The sequence below is a fragment of the Chitinophaga sp. 9-1-y genome, from assembly GCF_059511905.2.
Map to the genome: position 1 here is coordinate 3,723,811 of NZ_CM197955.1, position 22,067 is coordinate 3,745,877.

Genomic DNA, 22,067 nt, shown 5'->3' on the forward strand with positions numbered 1-22,067 from the left:
GATTGAAAAAATACCAGGGAAAGTAGCCCTGTTGGTTACCTGCCTGCCCGGTGACTGCTGATCCAACAGTCTAAGGCAAGCAGCAACAGGACCACGATGAGGGCGGCTATCCACCGCCGTGTTGCAGCACTCATAACCATTGATTAAATCTTTTGATATACCAGGTTTTGATGAGCTGTGTAAGCATACAGTAACTAAATAATATAGCGATCAGCCAGGGGAAAAAGGACAGCGGAAGCGGTTCCATTTTTAGTGATGCCGCAAACGGCGTAAACGGAATGGCCATACCAATGAGCATAATCAGGCTCGTTAAGGCCACTACCGGTGCGGTAGCCCAGCTCTGAATAAAGGGTATTTTACGCGTGCGGATCATATGTACAATCAGCGTTTGCGATAATAATCCCTCTACAAACCAACCTGTCTGAAATAAGCCCTGGTGTTCAGGTGTAGCCGCCTTAAATACATAAAACATAATGGCAAAAGTGGCGTAGTCAAATATGGAGCTGACAGGTCCGATGCACAACATGAACCGGGAGATATCAGTCGCATCCCATTTCTTAGGCCGGTCTATGAAATCCTGGTCCATTTTATCCCATGGAATAGATACCTGTGAAATATCATACAGCAGGTTTTGTACTAAAATCTGCACTGGCAGCATGGGTAGGAAAGGTAATAATGCACTGGCGCCAATCATGCTGAACATGTTACCAAAGTTGCTGCTGGCCGTCATCTTGATGTACTTAATGATATTACCGAAGGTTCTTCTGCCATAGATCACACCTTTGCGCAGCACCATCAAATCCTTTTCCAGCAGGATAATATCAGCGCTTTCTTTGGCGATATCTACCGCAGTATCCACGCTGATACCTACATCCGCATCCCGGAGTGCGGCAGCATCATTAATGCCGTCGCCCATGAAGCCCACGGTATGTCCTTTTGCCTGTAACAGCTTTACTATTCTTGATTTCTGTACCGGGCTGAGTTTAGCCAGGATAGATACCTGGTCTATTTTTTGGGCAAGGGTGGCGTCGTCCAGCTGCTCTATGTCGTGCCCCAGCAATATATCGGAGAAGGGAATCCCTACTTCGCGGCATATTTTCCTGGTCACAATTTCATTGTCGCCAGTCAATACTTTCACCTGCACACCCAGTTGTTGCAACGACTCAATTGCCACACGGGCAGAGGGTTTAGCAGGATCAAGGAACCCGATAAAACCGGTGAGTACCATGTCTTTTTCATCCTCTACGGTATAGGTAAGCGCCCGGTCATCAAACTCACGGATGGCTACCAGCAGTACTCTCAGGCCTTCCTCGTTGAGTTTGCCGGAAATACGCAGGATGTTTTCGCGTACTTTTTCATCTATCGGGATAATTTTATCTGATTCGATATGTAGCTCTTTATCTTCTCCCGGGTCGAAGGCATGGGTGCATAGCTGCAGCATTTCTTCTACGGCGCCTTTGCAGATCAGCAGCTGTTTGCCGTTACGCTGTTTCAGGATTACGGACATGCGGCGGCGCTGGAAGTCGAACGGAATTTCATCTGCCTTGAGATAATGTTCTTCCACTTTCAGGTAATCGTGCAGTTCCACATGTTCCAGCACCGCCACGTCCAGGAGGTTTTTGAGGCCGGTTTGATGATAGCTGTTGAGATAAGCCCATTTCAGTACTTCTTCATCTTCTTCTCCAAAAATGTTCAGGTGTCTTTCCAGTACAATTTTGTCCATGGTGAGGGTACCGGTTTTATCAGTACACAGTATATCCATAGCGCCAATGTTCTGGATGGCATTCAGGCGTTTGATGATTACTTTGCGTTTGCTCATGTTCACCGCACCTTTCGCCAGGTTGGCGGTAACAATCATGGGCAGCATTTCGGGAGTGAGTCCTACGGCTACTGCGATGGCGAATAACAGGGCGTCCCACCAGTTACCTTTTACCAGTCCGTTGATGAGGAAGATGAGGGGTACCATTACCAGCATGAAGCGGATCAGCAGGTAGCTTACTTTGTTTACGCCTTTATCGAAGCTGGTTTCCGCACGTTTACCGGTGATTGATTTACTGAGGGAGCCAAAATACGTTTGGTTGCCGGTATTTACAATCACGGCGGTGGCGGCGCCACTCACGATGTTGGTACCCATGAAGCAGATATTATCCAGTTCCAGTACGGTTTTGTGAAAGGCATCGGGTATGAGGAAGCAATGTTTTTCCACGGGAAGTGATTCCCCGGTCAGCATTGCCTGGCTTACGAACAGGTCTTTCGACTGCACCAGGCGGCAATCTGCGGGGATCATGTCCCCGGCGGATAAGAAAATAATATCTCCCGGCACCAGTTGTTTGATGTCCGTTTCTGTTTTCTCTTTTGATTTACGTATAACCGTAGCCGTAGTTCTTACCATGCTTTTTAGTTGTTCGGCTGCGCGGTTGCTGCGGTATTCCTGGAAGAAGCGAAGCAGGGAGCTCACCATCACCATGATGCCCACCATGATCACAGTTTTATAGTCGCCTTCACCGGGAGCGGCCATCCATACATCGGTGATGAATGAAATCGACGCAATGGCCAGCAGGATGGCGATAAAGGGATTGATGAAGGCCGCAAACAGCTGTTTGTACCAGGACGGTGCTTTTTCATGATGCACTTCATTCAACCCGGTCAGGGTTAAACGTTTCCGGGCCTGTGTGGGAGATAAACCTTCGGGATGGCTGTCGAGCAATGACAGGTAGGTTTCCTGGTCTGCCGCAGCTACCTGTTGCAGTTTGCTGGTAGCAGATTCTTCATTCCCGCCAGGTAATATTCTCCTGATATCGGGCATGCCTGATTTCTTTCTGAAGGCGTAGTTGCGCACGAAATGCGGGTGCTTGTTTACAGCAGTTGATAAGTATAACACAGCGCTATATTTTTCCTGCTGATGGGCACAGCAGCGCTATGAGAATCAGGCAGGAGATTAAAAAATAAAGTAACGTTCCGGACCAGCGTCCATAATTTTTTGTTTTTATTGCGATGCAAATGTACGCCTGCACGATGATAAGCGCAGTTAGAGGGTGGACAGAATTTTATTAGAAATTTATTAGAGTGGGAATGCGGGGTTATAAATGCGGGAGGATAACGGTAAAGGTGCTGCCTTCCTGCATCCGGGAAGTAACGCTGATAGCGCCCTGGTGCATCCCGATGATTTTTTCTGTTAAAGAAAGGCCAATACCATTACCGCGGGTAAAGCTTTGATTAGCGCCCCGGTAAAAAGTGGTAAATATATTCGGAAGATCTTCTTCGCTGATACCAATCCCTTTATCCATGAAACGTAGTACCAGGTCGGCCTGCTCATAACGAATGGATACGGTGCATTGATGGTCCGGCGAAAACTTGCAGGCATTCTCCATGAGGTTAATAAAGGCTACTTTCAGCAGGTATTCATTTCCATTAACGGAAATCACATCGTCTGTTTCAATTTCCTGCTCAAATACGATGTCTACCTTATAGTCATCGGCCGATTTGATCACGGCGTCGCGGGCATCCATGAGTAATTCATCTACCCGTAATATTTTACGGCCTATTTCGGTATGGTCATAATTGGCTTTAGCCATATCGAGTAAGCCGTTAGACAGGCGTACCAGCCGCCGCGCATCTGTCAGTGCGAGACTGATGACTTCTTTATATTCAGCAGGTGTTCTGTCTTTCGTTAACACAATCTGTAACTCCCCTACCACTGTAGCCAGCGGTGTACGCAGTTCATGGGAAATGTTGCTGACAAAATGTTTCTGTGCATCAAAGGAGTGTTCCAGCCGGTCCAGCATTTTATTAAAGGTGGTGGCCAGCTCTCCTATTTCATCTTTTTCATTTTGTACCGGCACCCGCAAATCCAGGTTGGTAGCGGTAATTTCTTCTACTTTGTCAATCATATCTTCCACCGGTTTCAGGGCGCGGCCTACAAAAAAATAGCCGGCAACAATCGTGAGCCCAATAATCCCAATGAAGGAAAGGATGAGGCTATAGCGTAGTCGCTCCAGGCGCTGCAGGCCATATTTATCGGTAGCTGCTGCGGTAACCACATAGCGGCTGCCGTTGTGTTCATACAGGAGTCCTACTACCTGCAGCGATCCCTGCTCAAACATAATACTTTGTTGGGCCAGGATATCGTTGATCATTTGCCGGGTTTCCTTTACCTTGTCGATTTGCACGGCGTCGTGATACAGGAGGTTAAATGCAGTATCATAAATAGCTACTTCTTCTCCAAACAATACATTGTCGGCATTTTTATACATCAGTTGCAATACATTGGGCGGCACGTGGGCATCCAGCAGCATATTGGCTTTGGTGATGGCCTCCCGTTTCAGGTGGTCGTAATAGTCTTCCTTGCGGGTACTGGCAGAAGACACGTACACGAATACCGCAAATGCGAGTAGCAGTACGCCGAAAAGTACCAGGAATAACAATATGAGCCGAACCCTTATTTTCACTCTGCTTTAAATATAAAACCCATGCCGGAGCGGGTATGGATTAGTTTTGTCGGAAAATTTTTATCGATTTTTTTTCTCAGGTAGTTGATGTATACATCAATGAAGTTAGTACCGGAATCGAAAGTATCCCAAACTTTTTCTGCTATTTCGGTGCGTGATAACACCCTTTCCGGGTTTTTCATCATGTATTCGAGCAGGCGGAACTCCTTTGGTGTCAGGGAAATGACTACCTGGCTACGCTTTACAATTTTTGTTTCCAGGTTCATTTCCATGTCTGCAAAACGTAACAGGAAACCCTGGCTGTAAGTATTGGTATTGGCTTGATTCCGTTTGATCAGGGCGCGGATGCGGGCATGTAGTTCCCGGAAATCGAAAGGCTTTACGAGATAATCATTGGCGCCGGCGTCGAAGCCTTCAACTTTATCATCCGTCGTGCCGAGGGCGGTGAGCATAATAATGGGGCAATCCGGCAGCACGCTGCGTATCTGTTTACACAGGTCCAGGCCGTTGATCTTAGGTAAGATGAGGTCCATGATGATGAGATCGAAGGATTGGGACAGGGCCAGTTTTTTCCCCATCTCCCCATCGTAGGCAAGGGATATCTGGAATCCCTGTTCTTCCAGTCCCTTTTTAATCATTTCCGCCATCCTTTGTTCATCTTCAATTACCAGGATCTGCATAAGCCTTGTTTAGGAGGCAAAGGTATAACAAAAGCGGAAAGCAGAAAGCGGAAAGCAAAAAGCTATTTTCTCGGATTAGCAGAGCGGATTTTGTCTTTGTACAGGATTAGGCTGATTATACTGATTACACTTTTTTGATTAAGTAAGATAGATGAATAATATATTTTATTTATCGCCCAAAATCATAAAAACAAAATCAGTATAATCAGCCTAATCCTGTACAAAGACAAAAATCCGCTCTCCTTATGTTCACTGAAACGCCTTCCACGCTTCAAACCGTTGATCCATCAGTGGCTTGAGGCGGTCGTAGTTTTCCCAGGTATCTGCAACGGTATAGAAATTAAAGCTGGGAGTATCGTTTCCAAATACTGCTTCGTAGTCCTCGAAATAACTGGGGTATTTAGCGGCCGCAGTTTTCTCTTTGCGGGCATAATAAGATTTCGCAAAATCATTTCCGGTTTGATCTAAATCGTGGGTAGTAAATTTCTCGTCACAATTGGCGATCAGGTATTTGGCGCCGGTTAATGTTCTGTTCTTTACCTTTTCAATATCTTCTTCGCAATCATCCATTTGCTCTTCCGACAAAAGATCATGTTCAATACACCAGGCTAAAAACATACCGATATGCGTTGCTGCGTGATCCGGAGATAAATCTTTAGGGAAGTCACCGTCGTAATGCCAGGCAGCATGATCATATTTGGCCATAGGGATTCTAAATTTAGGTATTAATGTTTAGCTAAAATGCGTTTATACGGTGACGTTATATTTTACAAAAGATGCCAGCCATTTCTCTGCTCATCACTTTTTTCGGGCACGCAAATATAGCATAAATTAATAATTCATCTAATACAAAGTTTTCCGGTGCCGGTATCATGTGGGGCGGATTAATTAGCGTTGGAGGGTTCATTAGCGGGGATATCGCCCCGGCGGAGTTGTATGATAAAGGTGGTACCATTTTCTGGTGCACTTTCTACCTCGATGGTACCGTTGTTTTGTTCGGCAAACTCGCGGCAAAGCAGCAGCCCGATGCCGGTACCTCTTTCCCCGGTGGTGCCATAGGCGGGTTGTTGCTGGGAGGTAAACAGCGTTTTCAATTGCTGCATATCCATTCCCACACCCTGGTCGGTGATACGGATAGAAACCTGGTCTGCCGTTTGCCAGGCTAATACTGTTATTTTTCCACCGGCATAACTGAATTTAAGGGCATTGCTGAACAGGTTACGGAGGATAACGGATACCTGGTCCCTGTCGGCGTAGAGCGCAGTGCTCATCGGCACTTCTACGTCCACCTTCATATTTTTTTGTTGTATGATCAGTTCAAAGAAAAGCAGTACTTCACTCATCACCGGGAACAGTAAAAAATGCCGGGGCCTTGTTTGGATACCTTTCATACTGCGGGTACTCCAGCGCAACACATTATCCAGTGTACCTCCCAGCTGGGCTACCTTTTTATGCAGGGTGGCGGCAGCTTCTTCCATGTCATTCCGGGGATACTGCCCCTTCTGGAACATATCCAGTAAACTTTCGAGGGTAGATAAGGGGCTACGGATGTCATGCGCCACGATAGAGAACAATTTTTCTTTGTCTTTATTCATGGACAACAGTGCCTGTCGCTGCTTTTCTATTTCCTGCTGGTAGTCGGATTGTATGTATTTGAAGAAAAGTAATGCTATAATCATAGATATCAGCGATACGGCGACGTTGCTCCATACCCGGTGTTCCGGCACCGGTGGCGCCAGGTACCAGGATTGTGGCATAAATATAATCAGCAAAAAGGCCGAAATAATCAAGATGCTCAGGCATCCTATCACCCACTTGTTGTCATATATCATGATGGTGACCACCAGGATGTTTAATAAAAAATATTCTGCGCCATTATGAAAATACAAGCCGGTAAATGTATACAATACCACGCTGAAGAAAATGAGTACAATCCTTGCGCTCAGGTACATCCGGTATTTGTGCAGGAGTAATACGGCCACCGCTGTCAGCGTTGTTACCGCATTTAATACCGACAACAGGTACCTGCCCTGCCAGGCATTCACAATACAATAAAAACACATGAAAGGAATACAGGGAAGCGATAACAGGTTGAGCAACATGGTACGCCTTGCCTCAATAAAAGGCATGGTTGGATACACACCTAACTGTACAATGTGATTCCAAAAATTCACCGCCGTTTGATATATAAATTGCTTTGGCCCCTGCAGCATAGATGCACCAAAGATACTCCGAAAATTCAGAGTTTTACTTATATTGCTACTTCTTCTCCCCTTCCAGTCCTCACATTATTATTTTCAAAATATTACAGCATGCGAAAAGACAATTTTTTTGTCATCTCCGGTGGTCCGGGGATGGGAAAAACCACCGTGATTAAGGCATTGCAGGCGTCAGGATATGTCTGCGTACCGGAAAGCGGCCGGGATATTATTCAACAACAGGTGGCCAGTGGTGGCGACGCGCTGCCCTGGCGCAACCGGGAAGCGTTTGCCCAACTGATGTTTGAGCAGTCGCTGCGCGACTTTACAGCAATGGTCGGGCAAACGCAACCGGTATTTTTTGACCGGGGCATCGCGGATACCATCGGCTACTTAACGCTGTGCGGGCTGCCCGTACCTGCGCGTATGCAAGAAGCCGCCATGCTTCACACTTTTAATAAAAAGGTATTTTTTACACCTCCCTGGCCGGCTATTTACGAACAGGACAACGAACGAAAGCAGTCTTTCGACGAAGCCGTACGTACCTACGACCAAATGATATGTACCTACCGGGAACTGGGATATGATACCGTTATACTGCCGGAAGCCACCGTAGACGCGCGGGTACAGTTCATGCTGTCCGTTATCTTTCCTGCTTTTCCTGTGCGGATATGAACAACCGTGTACAATCATGAACAAAATGATTTCCTGCAAAAAAGCTATCTTACTGACTATCAGGGTTGCTGAAAGATGGCACCTTTTCTGAAGCAACGCGCATACAAAAGCGACACTATGTTCATGAACTATTTTAAAATAGCCATCCGTCATCATAAGCAGCACAAACTGTATGCGCTTATCAATACGCTGGGACTGGCGCTGGGTATGGCGGGCATGTTATTAGCGATCCTGTACCTGGTAGATGAACATAGCTTTGATACCTTTCATGAACCAACTGTTTATCGTATAACCACTACCGTTACCCAGGGAGATAATGTTTCCAGGCTAACGGGAAATACCGGCCAGATGCAGGGGCCTGTGTTTAAAACACAGGTGCCGGAAATGGTGGATTACAGCCGGGTGATGGGAGGAGATATTTATGGCGATATCATTGCCAATGACAAAGTATTGAAACAACAACTCCTGTTTGCAGATGAAAGTTTCTTCTCCGTACTCCACTTTCCGCTGCTGAAAGGCGATCCCGCTACGGCACTGCATGACGTTGGATCCGTTGTTATTACGGAAAGGACGGCGTTGAAATATTTCAACCGCACCGATGTAGTAGGCCAGCTGCTGCGCATGGATGCAGATCCTTCTGCCCGGATGCTGGGCAAGCCCCTGGTGATCAGTGGCGTGGCGAAAGATCCCCCGCTGCATTCCTCCATACAATTTGATGTATTACTGCCTTTTCGCTTCCTGCAATTATCATTTGAAGATAACGACTGGTTCAATACCTATCTGAGTACGTTTGTATCGCTACGGGCAGACGCAGTACCATCAGCCGTTACCACCACACTGAATCATATACAGCGTAGTTATGCCAGTACCGGCAAGCCCTTGCTGGTGTTTGGATTGCAGCCAGTAACGGACATGCACCTGCATCCTTTGTACAATACAGAAGGTAGCCGGGAAGCAGGCATTATCAACGGCAGTAATCCCATCTTTTCCTATATATTCCTCGGCATTGCGGTTTTTATTCTGCTGATGGCCGCCATCAACTTTATCAATATTACACTGGCCCGTTCTTTAAAACGTGTGAAAGAAGTAGGTGTCAGAAAAATCAACGGCAGTAACCATCGCCAGATCATTGCCCAGTTCCTGGTAGAATCAGGGCTTTTATGCGCGCTGGCACTGGTGCTGGCATTGCTGTTCAGCGCAGCGGCATTACCCCTGTTTAACCAGGTAGCCGGCAAAGCGATTCCCCTGGCAGCCCTCTTTAACAAAACACTTTTATTGTCTGCCGTGCTCTTACTTTCGGGTATTGTGCTGCTCACCGGCCTTTACCCGGCCTATATACTGGCTAAATGCACCGCCCTGCAGGCCTTCTCTGGCAAACAACACATGTTTGGGCGGCAGCTACTGGGACGGGTATTAATTGTTGCCCAGTTTTCACTGGCCGTTTTCTTTATCATCGTCACCCTGTTGTTTTACCGGCAAATGGACTATGTACGGACCAAAGACCTGGGCTATCACCCGCAGCAGGTGGTGGTAACGTCCATTAGTGGCGCCCGGGAACTGAGGCCGGTACAGGCATTACTTCAAAATGAACTATCAAAAGACCCCGGTATTCAGGCACTTTCTTTTGGTGGTGAACGAGGTGGTACTTCCGGCGTACAACTGGCCGGCAAAGAGATTCCCGCGATTCACCGGGTTATTGACAACCACTACCTCGCTACCATGGGTATTCATTTGACAGCCGGAGAAAACTTCAACAGCGCCATGTCTTCCGGCGCCATCGTGAACGAGGCCTTTGTGAAAGCCGCGGGTCTTCCACATCCCATTGGTACGTCTATTCATACGGATGCCTATTTCGATTCCTTACCCCGCATCATTACCGGTGTGGTAAAAGACTTCCATACGGGCTCGCTGCGGGAACGTATCACCCCATTGGTGATGATACAGCATCCCACTTTTGGTGGCAAGGTATGGCTAAAATTGGATCCGCACCGGCAATCCGCTGCGCTGGATGCATTGGCGGCTGCCTATAAAAAAGCATTGCCGGAAACGGCCTTTTCCTACCAGTTCCTGGACGACTTAAACGCCCGTGAATATGCACAGGAACAACGCTGGAAAGAAATTATTTACCTGGCAGCGTTATTGTCTATTTTGATCTGCTGCTCGGGATTGTTTGGCCTGGTACATATTGCCACCCAACAACGGATGCGGGAAATTGGTATCCGCAAGATATTGGGTGCCGGTATGCCCCATATGATAACCTTGTTTTCAAAAGACTTTATGCAGCTGGTGGGGATCGCCTTCCTGTTGGCTGCTCCGGTGGCCTGGCGGGTAATGCATCAGTGGCTGGAAGGATTTGCTTACCGGGTAACTATTGGCGCAGGGATATTTATCATCGCCGGCAGCTTTGCCGCTTTCATTGCATTGGTTACGGTGGGCGTGCAGGTAGTACGTGCAGTAGCCGCCAATCCCATGAAAAATATCAACGCCGGTTAATAACAGCGGCCCCCACGCTTGCGTGTGGTGGCCGCTGATGATTTACGGGAAACGAAGCGAAGCATCTTCTACCCACACTTTCGCGGGTAGGATGTCATTGGCCCCATGCTTATTATTATTTTTTTGTACTTGCCTGTTCTATGGCTGTAACTCTCTTTACTAACGCTTCCAGTTTGGCAGCTAATGCTTTATTTTCTGCTTTCATGGCATCATTTTCTTTTTGTAACTGTTGATTCAGTTCCTGCACCGCTTTCATGGTGACGGCCAGGGAGCTGTTGGTATCAAACCGGTCGTGCCCTTTGGTAGCAAAATGCCAGTCGGTGTTATCGGCGATGATACCTATACGTACATTTTCCTGTTTATCATCTTTATAAATAAACTGTTTGATCTGTACCTGCATCAGCAAGCCCAGAGCATCTTCGGTAAACGGTTGGATATTTTTTTTCAGGCTGGCAAGCGAGTTTTGCAGGAAGCCGGTAGCGTTCAGGTTACCGGAAGCATCGCGCTGGGCCAGGGTATTGGCAACCGTGGGGATGGAGGGTGTGTAGGTTTTTACCAGGTAGCCATTCGCATCTGTACTTAAAATTGCGGCACTGGGAAGCTGCTGAAATCTGTATCCAATCCCATCTATATCAAAAACTTTAAAATTAGTGAGGGTAGATCCGCCCATCAATCTTAAAGGAATATAAACATTGGCGCTTCTATTACATCCTATAAAATTAGCGCATCCATTCGTATACCCCACTTCCGCTGCCGGGCCGGTGGCTGGATCTGAAACATCGGTATACCAACCTTTAAATCTACCCTGACCGGCCCATTCCTGGCCACCTTTAGCAGTCAGCCGGCTGGCCAGTGTAGTACCTCCATAAAATTTCCAACTGTAATCCAGGGTAGATTGTGGTACCGAAAACCATGTAGCTCCCGATTCAATACCAATGGCAAAGTTAGTACTGGTATCTGTTGTCCGTGGATATAATATTAATTTCGACCCTACCCCTGCTGCATTTAACCGCGGTGCAGCGACCCCATTGGGATTGAAATTGATGATATTGGATACCGTGTCTGCAAGGAGTACCAAACCCGTTGATAGTTGCAAAAATGTTTTTGACAGCGTAAACTGTCCACCACCAAGTGCTCCCAGTGAGATATTTCCTTTATCACTTAACAAACTTACATCACCATTTACAGAAGATACCTTTCCCACATATCCTGCCCTTACCGTATCATTTTTTTCCATGAAGGCAAGGTAGGAGGCGTTCAGGTTACCTGTATTTGTACCACGAATCCTCGAAGAACTGGCTGCAATGAATCCATTGGTTATTTCAACAATTCCCCTGCTGCGCGTAATTCTCAGGGGACTATCAATCACGTTGCCGTTTGCATCATGACGATTGATCACCAGATCACTACCCTCCAATCCGCCTGTTTCCGCATTGTTGCGGGTAAATGACCATCGCCTGTTCCTGATATCGTTAGCGTCCATTGTACCCCCATATATTTCCCATTGCCCCATGCCATTAACATTAAACGTTTTTAGTTTGGTAACAGCACCGGTACCGGCCACATAAAAATTAGCTGTTTGTGGAGCTGCCTGCTGCGTCTGGATATACCATGCGGACCCATTATCCGGTGCAGCGCCAATATTGGCTGGGGTAAGTATGCGGGTGGTAGCGCCGGTAATATGACCTGCGGCATTGGTAGTTAAGCCAGCCAATACATTGGCACCAGTGAGTACCGGCGCTACAGCCGCACCTGCCGGGTGATTCCCCCTGTGCCAAACTGTATCTCCTTTATACAAAAAACGGTCTCTCCCTAATGACAAAACATCCATCGTTCCAAGACTCAGGCTTCCCCTATTCCTGAAAACCCAGCCTTCGTTGTCATTGTCCGCCGATTCAAAAATCATATTGCCTGCCGGCGTATCCTGTAACGATTCCACAAAAATCTTCCAGTAATCTGTATTATATCCCCACATAAGCCCATTGGAAGGATTTGCAGGCGCCTTATTAAACTGAATATCATAAGTCGTGGTGGATCCGCGACCAGTCACACTTTGCAACGTTTCAGCAGAAAGTGGCGCATTAATATTATAAAAGTTGCCATTCTTCAACCAGGTAATATTATCTCCATTACGATAAAGTGAATCCACTCCAATACCCGATAAGGCGCCCAGGTCCAGTGTATCCTGGCCCGGAATAGCAATACTGCGATTGCCTACTTTTCTTAAATTGATTTTCCGGAACTCCGTACGTCCGTTCCCTTTATTAAACAAAAATCCCGGTACCGCTTTGGTCCTGTTTTCAATAATCAGTTCCGCAGTATCGCAATTGCTGTAAATACGAACGCTATCTGCACGAATCTGGTATACTTGCTGTGCGTGGGAAACATAGCTGATACTAATGAGCATCAGCAGGAAAGATAAATACTTCATGAGGTATGACATAGGTTATAAAAATGACATCATAGGTAATACTTTCTCAAAGGGTATCAATGTTCAATACAGTTCACAGGAAAGGGTATTTTTCTCCAATGGTAGGGCCCATGAGTTTTTTTGCGTACCAAAATTACATAATATCCCCAGAAAATATTAATGCGCGGGAAAACTATTTTTTCTGCATCTTTGCTTGTACCATATCCAGGATATGGAATATAAGTGAACAAGCAACCAACACCAGCAAACCCCCACCAGGTTTATGTAAGTACAATAAAAGCCGGCCCACCACCGGCAGTAAGGACTATTAATATTTGACAGTGGAAAATTCAGCTACGCGTGATGAGAAAATGTTGCTCTCCAGGATCGCTTCCGGAGATGAACGTGCCTTTAAACAACTGTTTGAGCAATGGCACCCTTTACTGGCTACGCATATTTACCGGGTCACGCAATCCCGGCCACTCACCGAAGAAATTGTACAGGACATATTCCTGAAAATCTGGAACAACCGGGAAACCCTGGACGATATCCAACATTTCTGGTCCTACCTGCTGGTGATTTCCCGCAACCATGCACTCAATGCCCTTCAACGCAAAGCCAGGGAATATAAGCATTGGGAACAATGGGTAAAAGACAATGCCACCGAAACCAACAGTATAGATCCTACGCAGACCTTCTACACCCTGATTGATGAAGCTATCGATCAATTATCGCCCCGTCAGAAGGAAATTTACCTGCTGCATCGTCATGAACGCATGACCTACCAACAAATTGCCGCGCACCTGAATATTGGGCGGGAAACAGTCAAAACGCACCTCGAATCGGCTACCAGGGCCATTTCCAAACATGTGAAATTACAATTGGCCGTTACCATGACCGCCATTCATTTATTATTGTAAATTTTTTTTCTCCCCCTCCCCCTTTTTCATCCACTATTTTGTCCTGAGTATGGAGCAAGACTATTACCATGGATCAGCAACGGCTGCAGGAACTTTTTGAACGATATTATAACCGGACCGCCACCCCGGAAGAAACGGCCACACTCATGGCGCTGATCGAACAAGCCCCCGCAGAAAAAATTGCGGAATTGATACAAGCACAAGGACAGCAACTATCCGTGAGCGAACCGGTGATTACCACAGATGCGGCGGACCGCATCTTACAAAATATTTTAACCAGCCACCACACCCCCGTAAAACGCATACGCTGGTGGCCCTATGCTGCCGCGGCTGCCGTACTGCTACTTGCCATTAGTATCACCTGGCTGATGCAGGAAAAAACCGGGACACCCGTAGTAAAAACACCCATCGCCGACATTGCCCCTGGCAGGGAAAGGGCCACCCTCACCCTCAGTGATGCCTCCGTAATAGGACTGGATACCGCCACCAACGGCGTTATCAGCAAACAGGGAAATGCCGCCGTGCAACTCGTCAACGGACAATTGATTTACTCCGGCCACAATGCCGGTGCCGCCACTACCTATAATACCATCAGCACCGGCAAAGGAAACCATTACAGCATGGTACTCTCCGATGGCACCAGGGTATGGCTGAACTCCGCTTCCTCCTTACGTTTTCCGGTTGCTTTTTCCAGTAAGGAAAGATTGGTAACCGTAACGGGAGAAGTATACTTTGAAGTAGCCGCCGATGCCCAACATCCATTCCAGGTGCAACTGCCACGCAAAGGTACTATCACCGTACTCGGCACCCGGTTTAATGTGCACGCTTACGACGATGAAACCGATATCACCACCACCCTGCTGCAAGGCACGGTGCGCGTAAATAAAGGCAGCCGGCAACAGCTGCTCCAACCCGGACAACAAGCCGTAATCAACGAACAACCGGAAATTGGCCTCCGCCAGCAGGTAGACCTGGCACAGGTAATGGCGTGGAAAGAAGGCTACTTCTGGTTCAATGATACCGACATCTATACATTGATGAAACAAATTGCCCGGTGGTATGATGTGGAAGTACGCTTTACCGGAAAAATTACCGAGGATGGCTTCTCCGGAAAAATATCCCGGAACGTGCCGCTGTCGAAGGTTTTACAAATACTGGAATTAAATGGAATCCATTTCCAGGTAACAGGAAAACAAATTACCGTTATGCCATAAATCAATATCAGCCAAAAAGAAAAAGCCGGCAGTGTTCCCGCACTACCGGCCGGATTCAGGCAAGTTCAAAACTAGTCGCTTAACTACTTATTATCTCACCTAAACCAAACAAATTTATGCTTTTAGGAGCTAAGTTCACTCCCCCCTTCCTTAAAAGGCCGGGAATCACCAAAATCGCAATGGCCATGAGGCTTGTCATCGTGTTGCAACTGGCGTTTTGTTTGCAGATCAGCGCCAAAACCTATGCACAGAAAATTTCTATCTCTACCTCCAATACGCCGTTAAAATCAGTATTGCGGGATATTGAAACACAAAGCGGCTACCAGTTTTTCTTCAAAGAAAAATTGGTCAGGTCTGCCGGTAATGTAGCGGTACATTTTACCAACGCCGATATCAGAACGGTGCTGGATCAGTGCCTCAAGCCCAAAGGACTCACCTATGATATCATAGATAAGATAGTAGTGATCCGGGAAGCTCCTGCTGCTGCCGGCCACACTTCGCTCACCGTCGTCCCGCTATCAGAATTGAAAGGCGTGGTGAAAGATGAAAACGGCACGCCCCTTCCCGGCGCCAACGTACGTGTGAAAGGCACCAGCAAAGGCACTTCCACCAATGCAGAAGGGTTGTTTATCCTTGCACTCGCTGATAATAACGTTACCCTGGAAGTATCTTTCGTGGGCTACGAAACCATAGAAGTACCGGTAAACGGGCAACCAGCCCTCACCATCGTGATGAAACGCCGGGAAATAAAGGGAGATGAAATAGTGGTGGTAGGATATGGTACCCAGAAAAAATCACAACTGATCGGATCCGTGTCCCAGATCAATAGCAAAGATATTAATAACCGCCCCGTTACCCAGCTGTCGCAAGCCATCACCGGGCAAATGCCAGGCGTAACCGTGATACAGAGAGCCGGACAGCCTGGTGGCAGCAACAATAGCAACATACAAATCCGTGGTGTGGGTTCCTTTGGCGCCAACGCAGATGCATTGGTACTGGTAGATGGTATCCCTACCGGATCATTCAATGATATTGATCCCAATGATATCGAAAGCATTTCCGTGTTGAAAGATGCTTCTTCTGCCGCTATCTACGGCGCCAGAGCCGCCAATGGCGTTATTCTCATCACCACCAAAAACGGGAACTCGCAGAAACTACGCATCAGTTTAAACAGCTACATAGGCCAGCAAAAAATTACGTCTACGCCTAAATTCGTCAATTCATGGGAATACGCCACCCTGATGAACGAGGCCCAGCCTGGCTCCTATACCGCCGACCAAATTCAAAAATTTAAAGACGGCAGCGACCCGGATAATTATCCCAACGCCAATTACCTGGATGCTTCCTTTAAAAAGAACTTCCTGCAAACAGGCCATAACCTCTCCCTGTCTAACGGTAACAATAAAACGCAGTACCTTATCTCTGCCGGCTACCTGGACCAGGACGGTGTGGTAAAAGGCAATAACTACAAACGATACAATGCCCGCCTGAACCTGGAAACTAAAATCAATGACCGCCTTAAACTCAATACCCGCTTCTCTGTAATGCAATCCAACCGGCAGGAACCTAACACACCCGCCACATTGGATGCCACCGGTATGCAGGATATCATCTCTAACGTCATCAGGTATACACCGAATTACGCTATTCAGATGAGCAACGGCGACTGGGGCGTAGGAAATGTAAACAAAGGGAACCCGGTAGCATGGCTCAACAGCGGTGCTTTCTATAATATCAGGAACACAGATTTAAATGGTAACCTCCGGCTCGACTGGTTCGTGATCTCCGACCTGAAGTTATCTGTGATTGGCGGCTATACCCAATCACAGGCACAGGATAAAACATTCCTGGCTACGCAACGCATTAATGACAATATTTTCCTGGGCCCTTCCTCGCTTGCGCAGGGATCTAATTTTTCTAACTACAAAACCATACAGGCCCTGGCTGACTATCATAAGCAAATTGCCAGGCATGAAGTGGCGGTATTAGGCGGCTATTCTTTCGAAGCATCGCATTACGAAGACCTTAGCGCCGCACGCAGCAATCTGCCCAGCAATGACCTGACTGTACTGGGCCTGGGTGACCCTGGTACACAAACCAATAATAGCTCTGCTACCGAATACGCACTCAAATCTTTCTTCGGCAGATTACAATATAATTATGGCCGCAAATACCTGTTTGAAGCTAATATGCGCTACGATGGTTCTTCCCGTTTTCCCCAAAATGACAAATATGCTTTCTTCCCATCTATGGCAGCAGGCTGGCGCATTTCAGAAGAAAACTTTATCAAAGACCGTTTTCACTGGCTCAGTGAATTAAAACTGAAAGCCTCTTATGGTACACTCGGAAATCAAAACCTGGGCACCAACTATCCTTATCAGAACATCCTGATGACCGGGTTTAATTACCCTATTGGCAACGTAGTATCACCAGGTGCTGTAAGAACCACCATCAATGATTCTACTATCCACTGGGAATCTACCCGCACCAAAGACCTGGGGCTGGAAGCTGCTTTCTTCCAACAAAAACTGGCTATCAGCATTTCTTATTTCGACCGGTACACCTATGACATCCTGGTAAGTCCATCTGCCAGCCTTTCGCAGGTACTGGGCGCACAGGTGGGCTCGCAGAATTCAGGCCGGCTAAAAAATACCGGATGGGAATTTACCGCTACTCACCGCAATAAGATTGGTCAATTCAGTTATAATGCAGGGGCCAACTTCAGCATCATTCAAAATAAAGTACTGGACCTGGGCGTGGGAAATATTCACCAGGCCAATGGGCTTACCGGTAACGGCGGTAGTTTGTTTGTAGGCTACCCCATGAATGTTTACTATGGTTATGAAGCCGATGGCTTGTTTAAAGATGACGCCGATGTTGCCGCCTGGAAAGCCAATAACAACATGTCTTCCATCAACCCTAATCCTAAACCCGGCGATATCCGTTACAAAGATATCAGTGGTCCGGATGGCAAACCAGATGGTAAAGTAACCGCCGACTACGACCGCAAAGTTTTAGGCTCTACTATTCCTAAATATACTTACGGTATTACCTTAGGTGGCAGCTATCGTGGCTTTGACCTGAATATCCTGTTACAGGGCGTAGCCGGCGTAAAGGGCTACCTGAATAATTATGCAGGATGGGCCTTCTATCAGAATGGTAACGTACAACGCTGGCAGATGGACGAAAGATGGAGCCCGGAAAATCCGAATCCACAAGCCAAATATCCACGACTGGAGCTGATCTCCAACCAGGGCACTCCCAATACGCTGCCCTCTTCCTATTGGGTACTGAACGGTTCTTATCTCCGGTTAAAAACCATACAGGTAGGCTATAGCCTGCCGAAAGACCTGCTCCGCCGCGCCGGTATAGAAGGTGTACGGTTAAGCCTCAGTGCGGAAAACCTCCATACCTGGAGCCATTACCGCACCGGATGGGATCCGGAAGTGAATACCGGTGGTGCCTACTACCCTATCCTGGCGAATTATACCGTGGGACTGAATCTTAATTTTTAATGCTTGCAACACCTGAACAAATGAAGACACCATTTTCTCCGCTATATAAATACTTTTTACTGATAGGCCTTTGTGGCGCGGGTAGCATGTCCTGCCAAAAAGAACTGAATAAATCACCCCTGAATAATTATTCCAACGATGTATTCTGGACCAGCGAACAGAATGCCATGCTGGCCCTCACCGGCGTATATCGTGGCAATATACAGATGCAGAAATCAGCGGAATTCAATGCTTCTGACTGGTGGTCCTATAATGGTTTATTATTTATAGAACTGGCCTCCGACAATGCCTACGACCGCCGCGGTGATAACGCCGCCACCACGCGTTTGAGCAATGGCACCATGACCGCAGACCTGGTCATATTGGGCGACTACTGGAACGCCAGCTATATCCGTATCGGCCGCTGTAATTACTTCCTGGAAAATGTAGGCAAAACACCCATCAGTGAAGCCAAACTAAAACGCATGACAGCAGAAGCCCGCTTCCTGCGTGCGTGCACTTATTTTTATATGTCGCAGTACTGGAAAGATGTACCTCTAGTCACCAAAACCCTTTCCCAGCAGGAAGCCAATACTGTCACCAAAACGCCTAAAGCACAGGTGGTGAACTTCGTGAGCAGTGAACTGAATGCTGCTATCACCGACCTGCCACAGTATAAAGATATCCCGGCATCTGAAAAAGGTCGTGCCAGCAAACAAGCTGCGATGGCCTTTCTTGGACGACTGCAATTATCTGAAAAGAAATATGCCGATGCCGCAGCTACCTATAAAAAAATCATCGATTTCAACGACAACAGCATCGATCCTAATTTCCAGGGTCTCTTTAATGGTACCAATGAAGGCAGCAAAGAAATCATTTTTGCGACACAGTACCTGCAAGACCTGGCGTCCAACGCCATGCTGCAACATTTCTACCCGGCAGCTGCCGGCGGATGGCACCTGTTTTGCCCGCTCGGCAGCCTCGTAGAATCGTATGAATTTAAAGATGGTACGCCATTTTCGTATACTGATCCCCGTTATAATCCGGTAGATATTAGCGCCAATCGCGATCCCCGGTTGAAGTACACCGTATTGTACAACAACCAGCCATTCAGGTCGCTCCGTTATGTGACGCATCCGGACAGCACCAAATCGCCCGATCAGCTCACCACCACCAAACAGGCTACCCGCACAGGTTTTGGCATGGGTAAGTTCAGCTATGAAGGCTTCGCCGGCGGCGACTTACAAAACTCCGGTATCGACCTCCCCATCATCCGGTATGCAGAAGTACTGCTCAGCTACCTCGAAGCTAAACTGGAAGCCGGCGACGCCATTGACCAGGGGCTGCTGGATGCTACCATTAATAAAATAAGAACCCGTTCGGGCGTAAATATGCCGCCTATAACGGTAACGGATATATCCACTTTACGCACCCTGCTCCGCCGGGAAAGGAGGAATGAACTGGCGCTGGAAGGTATCCGCTACTGGGATCTGCTTCGCTGGGGCAACGCCGCCGCGGTATTGAAAGGCGATTTTTATGGCGCCGCATTTCCGGGCGCAGTGAACCTGCGTAAAAATAATGGCGCCGTGGATCCTTACAGCCGCTGGTATGTTACCAGCAAAGCTTTCAGAGCAGGCACCGATGAAAAATGGCCCATTCCACAAAGAGAAACGAATATCAATCCAAATCTGAAGTAACTTGTGGCGTTTCATAAATTACGTAAACATTCACTGATGATATATTCTTCTTTTATTAAAAAAATCGGCGGCGGATTACTGTGCGGGCTCCTGACTTTGTCAGCAGCCGCACAGCAAAAGCCCAACATCATTATCATTTATGCAGATGACCTGGGATATGGCGACGTTAGCTGCTATGGTATGAAGCGGATACAAACCCCTAACATTGACCGGCTGGCCAAACAGGGCGTACGCTTCACCAACGCTTATGCTACTTCCGCTACGTGTACCCCTTCCCGTTTTGGTATCCTCACCGGCAAATATCCCTGGCGGCAAAAAGGTACAGGAATAGCGCCGGGAGATGCTTCTCTCATTATCCCCACCGATCACCGCACCATGCCCGGCATGCTGAAAGACGCCGGCTATCAGACGGCGGTAATTGGTAAATGGCACCTGGGATTAGGCGGCAAGGAAGGCATCGACTGGAACAAATCTATTCAGCCCGGCCCGCTGGAAGTAGGTTTCACCTACTCTTTCATTATGCCGGCGACCCTCGATCGCGTTCCCTGCGTATTTGTAGAAAATCACCATGTAGTCAATGCGGATCCCAATGATCCGATCACGGTGAACTATCAGCATAAAATAGGCAACGATCCTACCGGGTTGGAAAACCCGGAAAAGCTGCGCATGCACCCTGATCCACACCAGGGACACAATCAAACGATTGTAGATAGCATCAGCCGCATTGGCTGGATGAGTGGTGGTAACAGCGCCCGCTGGAAAGATGCCGACATCGCCGGCACTATCACAGACAAAGCCATTGGCTTTATCAGCAAAAACAAACAACAGCCGTTTTTCCTGTACTTCGCCAGCGGCGACATCCATGTACCCCGCTACCCCAACAGCCAGTTCCGGGGCAAAAGCGGCATGGGCCTTCGCGGCGATGCTATCCTGCAGCTGGACTGGACCGTAGGCCGCATCGTGAAAGCACTCGACAGCCTGGGGCTCACCAATAACACGATGATCATTTTCTCCAGCGACAACGGCCCCGTGTTAAACGATGGCTACCAGGATCAGGCCGTGGAACTGGTAGGTACACACCTGCCTGCCGGTCCTTTGCGGGGTGGTAAATACAGCGCCTTCGAAGCAGGCGCCCGCGTACCATTTATTGTGAAATGGCCTGCCGGAGTAAAAGGTAATCAAACTGCCAACACGCTCATCAGCCAGCTGGACCTGTTTGCTTCCTTTGCACACCTTACCGGGCAAAAACTCCAGGCAGATGAAGCCCCCGACAGCTTCGATATGCTGCAACAACTGCTCGGTAAATCACGCAATAGCCGCCCTTACCTGGTAACACACGCCGGTACCTTATCGCTTATTTCCGGCGACTGGAAATACATCACCCCTTCCAAAGGCGCGAAAGTAGCTACTGACGTAAATATTGAACTGGGCAATGATGGTGAACCACAACTTTATCAGCTCAGCAAAGATGTACATGAGCAGAAAAATGTGGCCGCACAATACCCGGAAAAAGTGAAAGCCATGGCGGCTGAACTGGAAAAGGTGAAAGCAGAAAGCACCAGGCAAAAAACTATCTAAGCGGATGAGCTAAGCGAATTTTGTCTTTGTACAGGATTAGACTGATTAAACTGATTATATTTTAAGAAAAATGGGAGATGAAAGCGGACCTGCTCTCATCCCCCATTTTTCTTAATCCGGAAAATCAAAATAAAAAATCAGTCTAAGCGGATGAGCTAAGCGAATTTTGTCTTTGTACAGGATTAGACTGATTATATTTTAAGAAAAATGGGAGATGAAAGCGGACCTGCTCTCATCTCCCATTTTTCTTAATCCGGAAA

Annotated in this window: 13 protein-coding genes; 7 read left to right on the plus strand and 6 right to left on the minus strand. The window is 47.6% G+C overall.

All coding sequences use genetic code 11. The features are described from left to right. Positions 1-130: 130 nt before the first annotated feature. The 5 genes from mgtA to AC5ZC7_RS14825 form a co-directional block, all read right to left on the minus strand. The gene (mgtA, locus tag AC5ZC7_RS14805) at positions 131-2,881 is read right to left on the minus strand and encodes a magnesium-translocating P-type ATPase (protein ID WP_496162336.1); all 2,751 of its coding nucleotides are present in this window, start codon (positions 2,879-2,881) and stop codon (positions 131-133) included. Between the two features lie 199 nt (positions 2,882-3,080). Next, positions 3,081-4,448: an ATP-binding protein gene (locus AC5ZC7_RS14810; protein ID WP_496162335.1), complete on the minus strand. Its 1,368-nt coding sequence runs from the start codon at positions 4,446-4,448 to the stop codon at positions 3,081-3,083. After that, complete coding sequence (locus AC5ZC7_RS14815; protein ID WP_496162334.1) at positions 4,445-5,128, minus strand: response regulator; 684 nt, start codon at positions 5,126-5,128, stop codon at positions 4,445-4,447. Before AC5ZC7_RS14815 ends, AC5ZC7_RS14810 begins: the two co-directional genes overlap by 4 nt. 249 nt (positions 5,129-5,377) lie before the next feature. Further along, positions 5,378-5,833, minus strand: coding sequence for a DUF7832 domain-containing protein (locus tag AC5ZC7_RS14820; RefSeq protein ID WP_496162333.1), 456 nt, complete (start codon positions 5,831-5,833; stop codon positions 5,378-5,380). A 179-nt stretch (positions 5,834-6,012) separates the two neighbouring features. After that, positions 6,013-7,302: an ATP-binding protein gene (locus AC5ZC7_RS14825; RefSeq protein ID WP_496162332.1), complete on the minus strand. Its 1,290-nt coding sequence runs from the start codon at positions 7,300-7,302 to the stop codon at positions 6,013-6,015. Positions 7,303-7,440: 138 nt separating this feature from the next. Here AC5ZC7_RS14825 and AC5ZC7_RS14830 point away from each other — a divergent pair, with 138 nt between their 5' ends. Beyond that, complete coding sequence (locus AC5ZC7_RS14830) at positions 7,441-8,001, plus strand: AAA family ATPase (RefSeq protein WP_496162331.1); 561 nt, start codon at positions 7,441-7,443, stop codon at positions 7,999-8,001. A 117-nt stretch (positions 8,002-8,118) separates the two neighbouring features. Continuing rightward, the gene (locus tag AC5ZC7_RS14835; protein ID WP_496162330.1) at positions 8,119-10,494 is read left to right on the plus strand and encodes an FtsX-like permease family protein; all 2,376 of its coding nucleotides are present in this window, start codon (positions 8,119-8,121) and stop codon (positions 10,492-10,494) included. A 115-nt stretch (positions 10,495-10,609) separates the two neighbouring features. Here AC5ZC7_RS14835 and AC5ZC7_RS14840 read toward each other — a convergent pair whose 3' ends face one another. Beyond that, positions 10,610-12,925 carry a tail fiber domain-containing protein gene (locus tag AC5ZC7_RS14840; protein ID WP_496162329.1) on the minus strand — a complete coding sequence of 772 codons (2,316 nt, stop codon included), beginning with the start codon at positions 12,923-12,925 and terminating at the stop codon, positions 10,610-10,612. Positions 12,926-13,245: 320 nt separating this feature from the next. Here AC5ZC7_RS14840 and AC5ZC7_RS14845 point away from each other — a divergent pair, with 320 nt between their 5' ends. From AC5ZC7_RS14845 to AC5ZC7_RS14865, 5 genes are all read left to right on the plus strand, one after another. Continuing rightward, entirely contained in the window at positions 13,246-13,824 is a 579-nt protein-coding gene (locus tag AC5ZC7_RS14845; protein ID WP_496162328.1) for a sigma-70 family RNA polymerase sigma factor, read from the plus strand. Positions 13,825-13,892: 68 nt separating this feature from the next. Next, positions 13,893-15,038 (plus strand): FecR domain-containing protein, encoded by a 1,146-nt coding sequence (locus AC5ZC7_RS14850; RefSeq protein ID WP_496162327.1) that lies wholly within the window; start codon positions 13,893-13,895, stop codon positions 15,036-15,038. Positions 15,039-15,223: 185 nt separating this feature from the next. Next, on the plus strand, positions 15,224-18,553 hold the full coding sequence (locus tag AC5ZC7_RS14855) for a SusC/RagA family TonB-linked outer membrane protein (RefSeq protein ID WP_496162326.1): 3,330 nt from the start codon (positions 15,224-15,226) through the stop codon (positions 18,551-18,553). 20 nt (positions 18,554-18,573) lie between these two features. Continuing rightward, positions 18,574-20,229 (plus strand): RagB/SusD family nutrient uptake outer membrane protein, encoded by a 1,656-nt coding sequence (locus tag AC5ZC7_RS14860; protein ID WP_496162325.1) that lies wholly within the window; start codon positions 18,574-18,576, stop codon positions 20,227-20,229. 36 nt (positions 20,230-20,265) lie between these two features. Then, the gene (locus tag AC5ZC7_RS14865) at positions 20,266-21,807 is read left to right on the plus strand and encodes a sulfatase-like hydrolase/transferase (protein ID WP_496162324.1); all 1,542 of its coding nucleotides are present in this window, start codon (positions 20,266-20,268) and stop codon (positions 21,805-21,807) included. The last annotated feature ends 260 nt before the right edge of the window (positions 21,808-22,067 follow it).

Bases quoted from the DNA above. Each gene is read 5' to 3' on its own strand.
- AC5ZC7_RS14815 (WP_496162334.1), bottom strand. From the start codon at position 5,128: ATGCAGATCCTGGTAATTGAAGATGAACAAAGGATGGCGGAAATGATT.
- AC5ZC7_RS14820 (WP_496162333.1), bottom strand. From the start codon at position 5,833: ATGGCCAAATATGATCATGCTGCCTGGCATTACGACGGTGACTTCCCT.
- AC5ZC7_RS14830 (WP_496162331.1), top strand. From the start codon at position 7,441: ATGCGAAAAGACAATTTTTTTGTCATCTCCGGTGGTCCGGGGATGGGA.
- AC5ZC7_RS14835 (WP_496162330.1), top strand. From the start codon at position 8,119: ATGTTCATGAACTATTTTAAAATAGCCATCCGTCATCATAAGCAGCAC.
- AC5ZC7_RS14840 (WP_496162329.1), bottom strand. From the start codon at position 12,925: ATGAAGTATTTATCTTTCCTGCTGATGCTCATTAGTATCAGCTATGTT.
- AC5ZC7_RS14850 (WP_496162327.1), top strand. From the start codon at position 13,893: ATGGATCAGCAACGGCTGCAGGAACTTTTTGAACGATATTATAACCGG.
- AC5ZC7_RS14855 (WP_496162326.1), top strand. From the start codon at position 15,224: ATGAGGCTTGTCATCGTGTTGCAACTGGCGTTTTGTTTGCAGATCAGC.
- AC5ZC7_RS14860 (WP_496162325.1), top strand. From the start codon at position 18,574: ATGAAGACACCATTTTCTCCGCTATATAAATACTTTTTACTGATAGGC.
- AC5ZC7_RS14865 (WP_496162324.1), top strand. From the start codon at position 20,266: ATGATATATTCTTCTTTTATTAAAAAAATCGGCGGCGGATTACTGTGC.